The 13,418-nt window shown below is 71.7% G+C and carries 10 protein-coding genes; 6 read left to right on the top strand and 4 right to left on the bottom strand.

Features of this window, described 5'->3' with window-relative positions; all coding sequences use genetic code 11:
- Window positions 1-112 precede the first annotated feature (112 nt).
- Window positions 113-1,162: a substrate-binding domain-containing protein gene (locus EDF63_RS16545; protein WP_123314063.1), complete on the top strand. Its 1,050-nt coding sequence runs from the start codon at window positions 113-115 to the stop codon at window positions 1,160-1,162.
- Between the two features lie 159 nt (window positions 1,163-1,321).
- Here the strand turns inward: EDF63_RS16545 and EDF63_RS16540 are convergent, their stop codons facing one another.
- The 4 genes from EDF63_RS16540 to EDF63_RS16525 are packed head-to-tail and all read right to left on the bottom strand — an operon-like array spanning window position 1,322 to window position 6,590.
- Window positions 1,322-2,275, bottom strand: a complete 954-nt coding sequence (locus EDF63_RS16540; protein WP_123314062.1) for a carbohydrate ABC transporter permease — start codon at window positions 2,273-2,275, stop codon at window positions 1,322-1,324.
- A gap of 3 nt (window positions 2,276-2,278) precedes the next feature.
- Complete coding sequence (locus tag EDF63_RS16535; RefSeq protein WP_123314061.1) at window positions 2,279-3,238, bottom strand: carbohydrate ABC transporter permease; 960 nt, start codon at window positions 3,236-3,238, stop codon at window positions 2,279-2,281.
- Between the two features lie 42 nt (window positions 3,239-3,280).
- On the bottom strand, window positions 3,281-4,588 hold the full coding sequence (locus EDF63_RS16530; protein WP_123314060.1) for a sugar ABC transporter substrate-binding protein: 1,308 nt from the start codon (window positions 4,586-4,588) through the stop codon (window positions 3,281-3,283).
- A 4-nt stretch (window positions 4,589-4,592) separates the two neighbouring features.
- Entirely contained in the window at window positions 4,593-6,590 is a 1,998-nt protein-coding gene (locus tag EDF63_RS16525; protein ID WP_123314059.1) for a glycoside hydrolase family 127 protein, read from the bottom strand.
- Between the two features lie 146 nt (window positions 6,591-6,736).
- On the opposite strand from EDF63_RS16525, the gene EDF63_RS16520 reads away from it, so the two are divergent.
- The 5 genes from EDF63_RS16520 to EDF63_RS16500 all read left to right on the top strand — a co-directional run bounded on the left by EDF63_RS16520 (window position 6,737) and on the right by EDF63_RS16500 (window position 13,352).
- Window positions 6,737-7,750 carry a LacI family DNA-binding transcriptional regulator gene (locus EDF63_RS16520; RefSeq protein WP_123314058.1) on the top strand — a complete coding sequence of 338 codons (1,014 nt, stop codon included), beginning with the start codon at window positions 6,737-6,739 and terminating at the stop codon, window positions 7,748-7,750.
- A 295-nt stretch (window positions 7,751-8,045) separates the two neighbouring features.
- Entirely contained in the window at window positions 8,046-9,776 is a 1,731-nt protein-coding gene (locus EDF63_RS16515) for a xylulokinase (protein WP_123314057.1), read from the top strand.
- Complete coding sequence (locus tag EDF63_RS16510) at window positions 9,773-10,483, top strand: L-ribulose-5-phosphate 4-epimerase (RefSeq protein WP_123314056.1); 711 nt, start codon at window positions 9,773-9,775, stop codon at window positions 10,481-10,483. Before EDF63_RS16515 ends, EDF63_RS16510 begins: the two co-directional genes overlap by 4 nt.
- A complete protein-coding gene (gene araA, locus EDF63_RS16505; RefSeq protein WP_123314055.1) occupies window positions 10,480-12,060 on the top strand; it encodes an L-arabinose isomerase in 1,581 nt (526 codons plus the stop codon). The genes EDF63_RS16510 and araA overlap by 4 nt, the downstream gene beginning before the upstream one ends.
- A 17-nt stretch (window positions 12,061-12,077) precedes the next feature.
- Window positions 12,078-13,352 carry an FAD-binding protein gene (locus tag EDF63_RS16500; protein WP_123314054.1) on the top strand — a complete coding sequence of 425 codons (1,275 nt, stop codon included), beginning with the start codon at window positions 12,078-12,080 and terminating at the stop codon, window positions 13,350-13,352.
- Window positions 13,353-13,418: the final 66 nt, after the last annotated feature.

Genomic DNA, 13,418 nt, shown 5'->3' with positions numbered 1-13,418 from the left:
ATGAGCTCGTGTGAGCGCTCACATCTTGTGGGTTCCGTGACGGGGTGTCAACTCGACGTGACCGTTTCGCGATCTTGCCGCGCGGGTCGGACTGCGCGGTACGGTTGGCCTCGTGACGACCACGACCGCCCCAGGGGGCACGGGCGGCAAACGCCGGAAGGCGCCGACGATCTTCGACGTCGCCGAGCGTGCGGGCGTCTCCCACCAGACCGTCTCGCGCGTCATCAACGGCGATCCGACGGTCCGCGACGCGTTCCGCACGCAGGTCACCGACGCCGTCCACGAACTCGGCTACCGGCCCCGCGCCGCCGCCCGGGCACTCGCCGGCGGCCGGAGCCGCGCGCTCGGCATCATCACCGCGGGCGACGCCCTGTACGGTCCGTCGAGCACCGCGATCGGGTTCGAACGCGCGGCCCGGTCGGCCGGGTACCACGTGCTGCTCTCGACCCTGCCCGAGGACCCGACGCCGTCCGACCTGTCCGGTGCACTGACCACGCTGCTCGCGCAGGACGTCGCCGCGATCGTGCTCGTCGCCGCCGACAACCGCGTGCTCGACGCCCTCGCATCGCTCACCGTGCCGGTCACCGTGCCGGTCGTCGTCTCCAACGCCGTGCAGCGCGACGCCGTCCGGACCCCGGCGGCGTCGACCGTCGCCGCGGTCGCGATCGACCAGGCAGCGGGGACGTCGCTCGTGATGGAACACCTGTTCGCGCGCGGGCACCGGCGGATCGTGCACATCGCCGGACCACCGGTGTCGCAGGAGTCCGAGGTGCGCCGCGCCACGTACGTCCGGATCATGGAAGCGGCCGGCCTCGAGCCCGTCGTGCTCGACGGCGACTGGACCCCGGGGAGCGGGTTCGCGGCCGCACGCCACATTGACGTGACGGCCGTCGACGCCGTGTTCGCCGGCAACGACCAGATGGCGCTCGGAGTCCTCCACGCCTTCGCCGACGAGGGCCTGCGCGTGCCGGACGACATCGCGGTGGTCGGGTTCGACGACGTGCCCGAGGCCGCGCACTTCACGCCGCCGCTGACCACCGTGCGGCAGGACTTCCGGGCGATGGGCGAACGGGTGCTCGACACCGTGCGGGCCCTGGTCGAGGGCGAGCCGCGCGACGAGACGCTGCTGGCGCCCGAGCTCGTGGTGCGCCGCAGCGCGTAGCCCCCTCGCACGGTGCGAGGGGTGGTGTCGAACGGTGCGAGGTTCCGTGTTCCGTGCGAGGCATCGGGCCTGGCACGGAGTATGGAACCTCGCACCGGAGCGGGCCCTCTCACGGGGCGGGGCCGTGTCAACCTCGCACCCGCCGGGCTGACCCGACCGTCAGCCCTTCAGTGCGCCGGACGACAGGCCTGCGACGTAGAACCGCTGCAGCCCGACGTAGAGCGCGATGCACGGGATCATCGCCACGACCGACCCGGCGACGAGGTTGCCGTACGACACCTGCCCGTACGCACCGGTCTGCAGGTTGAGCAGCGCCACCGGCAGTGTGTAGAGCGAGTCCTTCGTCAGGAAGGTCAGCGCCCCGAGGAACTCGGTCCACGACGCCAGGAACGCGTAGAGCGCCGCGGTCGCGGCCCCGGGCAGCAGGAGCGGGCGGAGCACCGACACGACGACCCGGAAGCGGGAGGCCCCGTCGACGAACGCCGAGTCCTCGAGTTCGGTCGGGATCGACTCGAACGCGTTCCGCATCACGAACACCCCGAACGGCAGGTTCACCGTCGTGTAGAACAGCACGAGCCCGAGCAGCGAGTTCGTGAGCTTCATGGCGTTCATCTCGAGGTACAGCGGGGTGAGGATCGCCTGGAACGGCACCATCATCGTCAGCAGCACCAGGCCGAACACGATGCCGGAGCCGCGGAACCGGAAGCGGGCGAACCCGTACCCGGCCATCGTCGCGATCACCGCGGTGAGCACGGCGGTGGCGATCGACACGATCAGCGAGTTGAACACGCCGGTCAGCAGGTGCGACGACGAGCTGAACACCGCCGCGAAGTTCTGCCAGCCGAGCTGGAAGAACGTCGCGGGGTCGGCCGCCTGCGTGATGACGGCCTCGGACTGGAACGCCCGCAGGATCGACCACAGCAGCGGGACGCCGAAGACGAGCACCGACCCGACGCCGGCGATCACGTAGAGGGTGCGCTTGACGGCGGTGTCGCGTGGATGCCGGACGCTGCCCTGGTGGTGGCGCCGTCGGTGTCCGTCGCCGGTGGTGGTCAGCGTGCGGGTGGACAGGTCCGGTGCTGCGAGGCCGGCGCGGGAGGTCGTGGTGCTCATGGCTCAGTCCTTCTCTCGCAGTGCCCAGAACTGGAACACCGTGACGGCGGCGATGACGACGACGAGGACGATCGACTCGGCGGTCGCGGCGCCGAGCTGCAGGTTGACGAAGCCGCGGTTGTAGATCGCGTTCACGATCGTGGTCGTCTCGGTCCCCGGTCCACCCTGGGTCAGGATGTAGAACTGGTTGAACGCGAGCAGCGAACCGATCACCGAGATGATGGCGCTGAGGGCGATGGTCGACCGGATCATCGGCAGGGTGATGAGCCGTTCGGTCTGCCACCAGGACGCACCCTCGAGCTGCGCGGACTCGTACACCTCGTCGGGGATGCCCTGCATGGCCGACATCAGGAGCACCATCGTCAGCCCGGACACCGCCCAGACCACGAGCACGCAGATGAGCAGCGTGGCGAGGGGGCCGTTGACGAGCCAGGCCGTGCTGCCGTCGGTGATGCCGAGCCAGCGGAGCACCATGTTGACGGCTCCGGAGTTCGGCTGCGCCTCGAGCACGAGCATGAACGACAGCGTGGTCAGGCCGACGACGTACGGCAGGAAGAACACCGTCCGCAGCAGGGTGCTGCCCCGTCGCCGGGCCCGGATGAGCACCGCCAGGAAGTAGCCGAGCACCAGGATCGGCACCGTCACGATCGCGGTGTACAGCAGCGTGTACCCGATGGCGTGCACGAACGTCGGGTCCTGGAACAGCGTCAGGTAGTTCTGCAGCCCGATGAACCGGTACGGGCCGATCAGGGGCCAGTTCGTGAACGAGATGTAGAGCGCGAACACGAGCGGGGCGAGGACGAACACCGCGACGAAGACGATCGCCGGGGTGACGAGCACGGCGCCGGCGCGCGGCGGGTGCGTGAGCGAACCGCGGGACGGACCCGGGCGGCCCGGGCGGCCGGCGCCGCGGCCGACGGTCGGGCGGCCGGCGCCGGTCCGTCGGGTGGAGATGGTGGTCATGTCTGCACCTCTCTGTGCAACAAGCGAGCGAGCGAGCGTCGGTCAGGCCTGGACCTGGTCGAGGATGCGGGTGTAGTCCGCCTGCGCCGTCCGCATCGCGGCAGCGGTGCCCGAACCGAACACGGCCTCGCGGAACATCGCGAAGTACGGCGACGACGGCTGGTTGACGAGCAGGTTGTAGGCCAGGGTCTGCGGCGCGTAGCCCTTCTCGATGGCGTCGAGCGGGCCGAACGCCAGCGGGAACCGCTTCCGGTACTCGGGCGTCGCGGCGTCCGAGCGGGTGGGGAAGTACCCGCCGTCGGGCAGGGCCTGCTGTTGCTGGAGACCGTTCGCGTACTGCATGAAGGCCCAGCCGCCCGACGGGTTCGCCGCCCCGTTCGGGATGCACATGTTGTCGCCGCCGTCGAAGAACGACCGCTGGCCGTCCCACGACGGGATGAGCACCGTCTGCATCTTCGCCCGCATCGCCTTGGTGGCCGCGGGCACGGTCGCGCCGTACGAGGTCGGGAAGATCCCCACCTTGCCGGCCCGGAAGTCGGCGCCCCAGGTCGTGCCGGCGTCGGCGTACGTCGCTTTCGACAGCACGCCGTCCTTCCAGAGCTGCCGGTAGAACTCGAGCATCCGTTCGAGGGCTTCGTTGCCGGTGATGTTCGCCGTCTGCCCGCCGACCTCGCCGGACATCATGTCGACGCCCGTGGCCCAGACGTGCGGCTGCGTGACGAAGCCGATGATGCCGGCGGCGTTGCCGGAGATCGACCAGCCGAAGACTTCGTCGTCGAGCTTCCGGATGGCCTTCGCCGCGTCGAGCAGCGTGGAGAGGTCCTTCGTCGACTCCTCGACGTCGAGCCCCGCTCGGTCGAACAGCTCCGTGTTGACGAACAGCTGCGAGTTGTCCGCCAGGTAGGGCAGTCCGTAGTACCGGTCGCGGTACTCGAGCAACCGCAGGTGCCCCGGTGAGATCGCGTCGAAGTAGTCGAGGCCCTGCACCACGTCGGTCAGGTCGGCGAACGCCTCGCGGAAGATGAACAGCTGCGAGTTGATGTCGTCGATGTCCACCACGTCCGGCGGCTCACCACCGCGGATGGCCGTCGCGAGCTTCGTCACGTACTGCCCGTCCGGCACCGGGGTCAGCTCGACCTGCAGCTTCGGGTTCGCCTTGTTGAAGCCGGCCACCGCCGAGGTCAGCCCGGCCTGGGTCGCGGACCGGCACCAGACGTGCACGGTGCCGGTCGCGTCCTTGCCGAAGCTCGCCGCCTTCGCGTCGACCTTCGGCAGGGTGCCGGAGCACCCTGCCAGGGCGAGTGCTGCGCCGCCGGCGACACCGCCGACCAGGAACGCTCTGCGGTCCATGACGTCACCGCGCCAGCGGGAGCCACACGCGCATCGGCGCCGCGCCCCGGTTCGCCCAGGCGTAGTAGGGAACCGCTGTCGCGGTGACCGACGGGAGGCCCGTGGTGGCGCCCTGCGAGCTGGCCACGTCGCCGACGCGGGTCGCGTCAACGGCGTGACCCGCGCCTCCAGACCGGGTCGCGTCCAGCCGCTGGTACGGCCACGGTGCCTGCTCGTGTGCGGCAGGGGCGTGTCCGGGAACGCGCAGCGTGACGATGCCGTCGAGCAGGTCGTCGCGACGTTCCTCGGTGATCGGGGCGACCGCGTCGACCGTCAGGTCGTCGACCGTGAAGCCCTGTTGGTCCGCCTGCTCCACGGCGTACACGAGGGGGCCGCGCTCGATGGCGACCTGACCGCGGGCGGCGTCGATGCGGGAGTCGGCGACGTACCGGTGCGGCGTCGTGTCGAAGACGAGCTCGACCGTGTCGCCGGCGGTCCAGTGCCGGTCGACGACGTGCAGCGTTCCCGGCTCCGGGTGCGCGGTGCCGTCCGGACCCTGCACCGTCGTCGTGTCCGACCAGACCGGGATCCGCAGGCCGAGGGCGAGCGGGCCGTCCTCGGTGACGGTGACGACCACGCGGCCGTCGTGCGGGTAGCCGGTCTCGACCGACACCGGGCCGAGGTCCGCGGTCGCGTACTGGTGAATCTGCAGGCCGCCGTCGGTCGCCGTCGCCAGGTAGCCGTCCAGGCTCGCGAAGGTGCGCATGATGTTCGGCGGGCAGCAGGCGCAGTCGAACCAGCCGCGGCGCCCGTGTGCGGGGGAGCGGTTCTCGTCCTGGTGCGCGTGGTCCCGCTGCTGCAGGGGGTTCACGTAGAAGTACTCGGTGCCCGCCAGGCTCACCCCGGCCAGGAAGGCGTTGTACAGCAGGCGCTCGATCGCGTCGGCGTAGACCGGCTTGCCGGTGGCGAGCAGCAGGCGCCAGGCCCACTGGACACCGCCGATGGCCGCACAGGTCTCGGCGTAGCCGCGGTCGGTGGGCAGCTCGTAGGGGTCGCCGAACGCCTCCCAGTCCCAGCGCGCACCGAGGCCGCCGGTGATGAAGGCCTTCGTCGCCATCATGTCCGCGAACTGCGTCTCGCTCGCGGCCAGGAGCTCGGTGTCACCGGTCTCGATCGCGACGTCCACCGCACCCGCGGCCAGGTACACGGCGCGGACGGCGTGGCCCTCGACGGTCGTGGCCTGCCGGCTCGGCACCCGGTCGGAGAAGTACGTCGGCTCGCCACCGGCGCGCTCGATGATGCCCGTGCCGCGAGCGTCGACGAACCAGTGCGCCAGGTCGAGGTAGTCGCGGTTGCCGGTCTCGCGGTACAGCTCGACCAGGCCCATCTCGACGACGGGGTGGCCGTCGACGTCGCGGGTCTTCGGCGTACCGTCGGGTGCCGTGCCGTCGCCGAACGTGCGGACCAGGTGGTCGGCGTTCTTGATCGCGACCTCGAGCAGGCCGGTGTCGCCCGTCGCACGGTGCTGCGCCACGGCCGCCTGGTACAGGTGCCCGGCGCAGTACATCTCGTGGCTCCACTTGAGGTCCGTGTACCGCTCGCCCTTCCCACGGATCTGCTGCACCGAGTCGAGGTAGCCGTCGTCGGCCTGCGCCTGGGCGTACAGGGCGGTGACCTCGCGCTGCAGGTCGAGCAGGTCCTCGGACGGGGCCCGGCCGTACTCCCACGCCACCGCCTCGAGCCACTTCGTCACGTCGGAGTCCATGAAGATCGGGCCGGTGGCCTCGCCCTCCTCGAGCCCCGCGGCGATGCGCAGGTTCCGGAAGTTGCCGGCGGTCTCGAGCAGGGCGTACCCGCCGCGGACCGCGTCACGGCCGTTGCGCTCCTGCCGGAGTGCCCAGAACCCGCCGGTGATCCGGGCGTCGCCCGTCGGCAGGGGCCGGAGCGTCAGGTGCGCGGCAGCGGTGGGGAGGACCGGGGTCGCGGTGTGTGCACGGCTGTCGGTCGCGAGCGTGGTGGTCATGTCGCCTCCTTGCGATGTGACGTGATCCGTTTCGGAAAACGGTTTCTGGCGGGGACGCTACGACATCGACACGGTGTGCGCAAGCATCCCAGCCGATTCGATGCGTATGCTCATCGACACGTCTCCCGATCCGGAAAGGAGTTGCCGTGACGCTCGAACGCACAGGTGTCGACCGCGGCGCGCAGCCCGTCCGCATCACCGACGTCGCCGCGCTCGCCGGGGTGTCGATCGGCACGGCGTCGAAGGCGCTCAACGGCACCGGGCAGCTCCGCGACTCCACGCGGGCACGGGTCAAGGACGCCGCCGAGAAGCTCGGGTTCGTCGGCGACGCTCGGGCCCGCGCACTGTCGTCGGGCCGCACCTACACGGTCGGCATGATCACCACCGACTCCTTCGGTCGGTTCTCGATCCCGGTGCTGCTCGGCGCCGAGGACGCCCTGTCCGCCGGGCAGATGGCCGTCCTGCTGTGCGACACCCGCGACGACCACGTCCGCGAGGCCCACTACCTGCGCTCACTCGCGGCCCGCGGGGTCGACGGCATCATCGTCACCGGCCGCTCCGCCGACGCCCGGCCGCCGATCGACGTGTCCATCCCCGTGGTCTACGCCTTCACCCCGTCGACCTCGGCCGACGACGCCTCGATCACCCTCGACGACGAGGCCGGCAGCGCCGCCGTCGCCGCCCACGTGCTCACCCTCGGCAGGTCACGCGTCGCCGTCGTCACCGGGCCCTCGCGGCACCGTTCCGCCGAACGCCGGGTGGCGGGAGCGGCCTCCGTGCTCGGGTCGCGGCTCGTCACCCCGCCGCTGTTCGGCGAGTGGTCGGAACGGTGGGGGCGCCAGGCCGTCGACGTGCTGGCTCGGCAGTCGCCCGACGTCGACGCGATCGTGTGCGGCAGCGACCAGATCGCCCGCGGCGTGTGCGATCGGCTGCGGGAGCTCGGACGATCGGTGCCCGGCGACGTCGCCGTCACGGGCTTCGACGACTGGGACGTGATGGCGCTCGCCTCGCGGCCGCCGCTGACGACGGTGGACCTGCGGCTCGAGGAGCTCGGGCGTGTGGCGGGGCAGGCGTTGCTCGGCCTGATCGACGGCGGCGCGGCGGCCTCGGCGTCGGTCGCCCCGGCCCTCGTCATCCGCGAGAGTACCGCCGGCCCGTAGCCCGCGGCCGCGCGCCCCCCCGCGGCCGCCGCCCGGACCCCGAGGTTCCGAAATCTCGGCATCTGGGCGCGGATCCGAGTCGTCGGTGGAACCTGGGCGGTGCGCGGGCGGCGTGTTGTGGAACCTCGGCGGGAGGGGGTCGGGCGAGTCTTCTCCGCGGATGGGTTCACCGGGCGGGGTGTTGCGCGACCTCGGCGGACGTGAGCGGGGCGGCGCGCCCGGGCATTGCGAGAGTGAGCGCTCACGTGCCAGGATGTGAGCGCTCACGGAGGACGACGGAGTTCTGGAGGAACGCATGGGCGACGACCCCACCCAGCAGGTCGCGAACGGCCGCACGACACTCGGGATCGAGCTCGGCTCCACCCGCATCAAGGCGTGTCTGGTGGACGAGGACCTCGTGCCCATCGCCGCCGGGTCCCACGAGTGGGAGAACGAGTTCGTCGACGGCCGCTGGACCTACTCGCTCGACGCCGTCGAGACCGGCCTCCGGGCCGCGTACGCCGCGCTCGTCGCCGACGTCGAAGCGCAGTTCGGCGTGCGTCCGACCACCTTCCGCGCCGTCGGTGTGAGCGCGATGATGCACGGCTACCTGGCGTTCGACGCCGCGGGCGAGCTGCTCGTGCCGTTCCGGACCTGGCGCAACACCTCGACCGGACCCGCAGCCGAACGGCTCAGCGAGGCCCTGTTCTTCAACGTCCCGCTCCGCTGGTCGATCGCACACCTGTACCAGGCGGTGCTCGACGACGAGCCGCACGTGGCCGAGGTCGCGGGCATCACGACCCTCGCGGGCTACGTCCACCGACGACTCACCGGTCGGAACGTGCTCGGGGTCGGGGACGCCTCCGGTGTCTTCCCGATCGAGAGCGGCCCCGTCGACAGCGGCCCGGGCGAGCCCGGCTCCCGCGACTGGGACGGGCGCATGCTCGCCACGACGCAGGACTTGCTCGGCGAGCACGTCCCCGACCTCCGTGCGGTCCTGCCCGAGGTGCTCGTCGCGGGCGAGGAAGCCGGAGCCCTCACCCCCGAGGGCGCCGCGTGGCTCGATCCCGCCGGCTCGCTCAGCCCCGGCGCACCCCTGTGCCCGCCCGAGGGCGATGCCGGCACCGGCATGGTCGCGACGAACGCCGTCGCCCCCCGCACCGGCAACGTCAGCGTCGGCACGAGCATCTTCGCGATGGTGGTCCTCGAGCACCCGCTCAGCACCCCGCACGAGGAGCTCGACGTCGTGACCACCCCGTCCGGCGACGCCGTGGCGATGGTGCACTGCAACAACGGCGCGAGCGAGATCGCGAGCTGGGCGCGGGTGTTCGGACGCTTCGCCGAGGCATCGGGCAGTCCGATGCCGACGGATGACGTGTTCCGGGTCCTCCTGGACGAAGCCGAACAGGCCGACCCCGACGCCGGCGGCCTGCTCTCCTTCAACTACCTGGCCGGCGAACCCGTCACCCACGTCGAGGACGGCCGGCCCCTGCTGCTCCGCACCCCCGACGCCCGCTTCACCCTGGGCAACCTGGTCCGCTCCGAGGTGCACGGCGCGTTCGCCACCCTGGCGATCGGCATGGACGTGCTGCACGGCGAACAGGTGCAGGTCGACCGGATGACCGCGCACGGTGGGCTCTTCCGCACGCCCGGTGCCCCGCAGCGACTGCTCGCCGCCGCACTGCGGGTGCCGATCGCCCTCGAGGAGACCGCGGGCGAGGGCGGGGCGTGGGGCATCGCCGTCCTGGCCGCCTACCTCGAGCACACCGACCAGCAGCTCGCCGACTACCTGTCGGACACCGTGTTCGGCGGGGACGCCGTGCACGTGGCCGAGCCTGAGCCGCGCGACGTCGAGGGCTTCCAGACGTACCTCGGCCGGTACCGCGCTGCCCTGCCCGTCCAGGCCGTGGCGGCAGCGGCGACCCGACCAGACGCGACCGGAACCGGTGCGGCAGCAGCCCCCGGCGCCGGCGCGACCACGACCCGGGGCGAGGGGACGGCGGGAGCCGAGCCGCGCCTCCCGGCAGAGCAGGAAGTGACCAGATGACCAGCGCAACCGACCAGGACACCCAGCGGGCCGTCGCGGCCACCCGCGAGCGCGTCGCCCGCCTGCACGGCGAACTCGTCCGCTACGGCCTGGTGATCTGGACCGGCGGCAACGTCTCCGAGCGCGTGCCCGGCACCGACCTCTTCGTCATCAAGCCGAGCGGCGTCTCGAGCGACGACCTGACCCCGGAGAACCAGGTCGTCTGCACCCTCGACGGCCAGCCGGCCGACGGGTGGGGCAACGAGCACGGCCCGTCCTCCGACACCGCCGCGCACGCCCACGTGTACCGGAACATGCCCGAGGTCGGCGGCGTCGTCCACACCCACTCGACGTACGCGACGGCGTGGGCCGCACGAGCGGAACCCATCCCGTGCGTGATCACCGCGATGGCCGACGAGTTCGGCGGCCCGATCCCCGTCGGCCCGTTCGCGATCATCGGCGACGACTCGATCGGCCACGGCATCGTGGAGACCCTCAGCGGACACCGGAGCCGCGCGGTCCTGATGCAGAACCACGGCGTCTTCACCATCGGCAAGGACGCGAAGGACGCCGTCAAGGCGGCCGTGATGTGCGAGGACGTCGCCCGGACGGTGCACATCGCGAAGCAGGGCGGAGACGTCGTCCCGATCGCCGAAGCAGACATCGATCGACTCTTCGATCGCTACCAGAACGTCTACGGACAGAACCCCGAAGGAGCCATGCGATGACGCAGGACACCACGACGCAGGACACCACGACGCCGGACACCACGACGCCGGACACCACCGTCGACCCCCAGGCCACGCTCGACGGCTACGAGGTCTGGTTCCTCACCGGCTCCCAGGGGCTCTACGGCGAGGAGACCCTGCGCCAGGTCGAGGAGCAGAGCAAGGCGGTGCACGCGGAACTCGCCGGGCACCTGCCGGTGAAGCTCGTCTGGAAGCCCGTCCTGAAGGACGCCGACGGCATCCGCCGCGCCCTGATCGAGGCGAGCGCCGACGACAAGGTCATCGGTGTCACGACCTGGATGCACACGTTCAGTCCCGCGAAGATGTGGATCGGCGGCCTGCAGGCGCTGACGAAGCCGCTGCTGCACCTGCACACGCAGGCGAACGTCACGCTGCCCTGGGCGGACATCGACTTCGACTTCATGAACCTCAACCAGGCCGCGCACGGCGACCGTGAGTTCGGCTACGCCCTGGCGCGCCTCGGCGTCCGGCACGCCACCGCCGTCGGGCACGTCTCGGACCCGCGCGTGCAGCAGCGCGTGTCGAACTGGACCCGTGCCGCAGCCGGTGCTGCAGCCGTCCGCGAGCTGAAGCTGACGCGCTTCGGCGACAACATGCGCTACGTCGCCGTCACCGAGGGTGACAAGACCGAGGCGGAGATCGAGCTCGGCGTGCAGGTCAACACGTGGGCCGTCAACGAGCTCGCGGCCGCGGTGGACGCCGCAGCCGCGGACACGGCAGCGGTCGACGCGCTCGTGGCGACGTACGAGCGCGACTACGACGTGGACCCATCACTCCGCAGCGACGGCGGCGAACGGCACGCCGCGCTCCGTGACGGCGCCGCCATCGAGATCGGCCTCCGCACGCTCCTGCAGCAGAACGGGTCCGCCGCGTTCACCACGAACTTCGAGGACCTCGGCACGCTCAAGCAGCTCCCCGGCCTCGCCGTGCAGCGCCTGATGGCCGACGGCTACGGCTTCGGCGCCGAGGGTGACTGGAAGACGGCCGTCCTGGTCCGCGCGATGAACGTCGCCGGCGCCGGTCTGCCCGGCGGTGCGAGCCTGATGGAGGACTACACCTACGACCTCACCCCGGGTGCCGAGAAGATCCTCGGGGCGCACATGCTCGAGGTCTCCCCGACGCTCACCACCACGAAGCCGACGCTCGAGATCCACCCGCTCGGCATCGGCGGCAAGGACGACCCGGTGCGCCTGGTCTTCACCGCCGACTCCGGCGAGGCCGTCGTCGTGGCGCTCTCCGACACCCGCGACGGCTTCCGCCTGACCGCGAACGTCGTCGACGTGGTGCCCCCGACTTCGGCGTTGCCGAAGTTGCCGGTCGGCCGTGCCGTCTGGGAGCCGCGCCCGTCGTTCCCCGTCGCCGCCGAGGCCTGGCTCACCGCCGGCGCCGCCCACCACACCGTCATGACGACGGCCGTCGGTCTGCAGGTCATCGAGGACCTCGCCACCATGGTCGGCACGGAGTTCCTGGTCATCGACGAGCACACCACCGCCCGCGGGTTCCGCGACGAGTTGCGTCTCCAGCAGACGTGGCACCGTCTCGACCGCGGCTTCTGAGGAGTCAGGACCCCACGATGGACGACGTGATCGCGGCCGAGCGCACGCGGACGAACTGGGCGGGCAACGTCACCTACCGCGCCTCGGCGCTGGCGCGCCCGACGTCGACGGACGAGCTCCAGCGGCTCGTCGCGTCGACGCCGCGCCTGACGGCGCTCGGCTCGCGACACTCGTTCAACACCATCGCCGACACCGACGCCGTGCAGGTGTCGCTGCAGGACCTGCCGCCGGTGCTCGACATCGACACGTCGCGGCGCGTGGTCCGCGTCGCCGCCGGCATGACGCACAGTCAGGTCGCGGCCGGTCTGGAGGCCCGTGGCTGGGCACTCGGGAACCTCGCGTCCCTGCCGCACATCTCAACGGCCGGGGCCGTAGCAACGGGCACGCACGGCTCCGGCGTCCGCAACCCGTCGCTCGCGCAGGCGGTGGTCGGACTCGACGTGGTGCGCGCCTCCGGCGAGCTCGCGCACGTCGATGCGTCCTCGCCGGACGGCGCCCTCGACGCCCACCGGGTGGCCATCGGCGCGCTCGGCGTCGTCACCGCCGTGGAGCTCGCGATCGAGCCGACGTTCCAGGTCGCCACGACGGTGCACCTCGACCTGCCGTGGGACGCCGTCGCCGCGCAGTTCGACCAGGTGATGTCCGACGCGTACTCGGTGTCGATGTTCACGTCGTTCGACGACCGCGGCGCCCGGCAGGTCTGGGTGAAGCACCGCACCGACGAACCCGCACCGACCGTCGACCTGGTCGCCCTCGGCGCGCGACCCGCCACCGGCCCCGTGCACCCGGGGGAGAACGACCCGGCCGGCGTCACCGAGCAGGGCGGCGTCCCCGGGCCATGGGCCGAGCGGCTGCCGCACTTCCGGTCCACGTTCACCCCGTCGACGGGCGCCGAGATCCAGGCCGAGTACCTGATCCCCGCGGCCTCGGCCGTTGCGGCGCTCGAGGCGCTCCGTCCGCTCGAACCGGTGTTCGCGCCGATCCTCATCGCCGCCGAGATCCGCACGATCGCGCCCGACACCGCGTGGCTCGCGCCGTCGTCCGGTCGGCAGTCGGTCGGCATCCACTTCACGTTCCGCCGCGACGCCGCTGCCGTGGCGGCCGCGGTGTCGCGGATCGAGGAGGCGCTCACGCCCTTCGACCCGCGGCCGCACTGGGGGAAGGTGTCCGGCGTGAGCGTCGAGCGTCTGCACGAGGCGTACCCGCGGCTGTCGGACTTCGCCGCGGTCGCCCGTGACGTCGACCCCACGGGGCGGTTCCGCAACGCGTATCTGGCGCGCGTCCTGTCCTGACGGTGCGTGCCCGGCGCAGCTCACAGGGGATGCCCACCGGATGTGCGGGCGACCCGCCGGTTCGTC

The organism is Curtobacterium sp. JUb34 (assembly GCF_003755065.1).
Classification (GTDB): Bacteria; Actinomycetota; Actinomycetes; order Actinomycetales; family Microbacteriaceae; genus Curtobacterium.
Note: the sequence above shows the minus strand (reverse complement) of the source record. Positions and strands in the feature narration are given on the sequence as shown.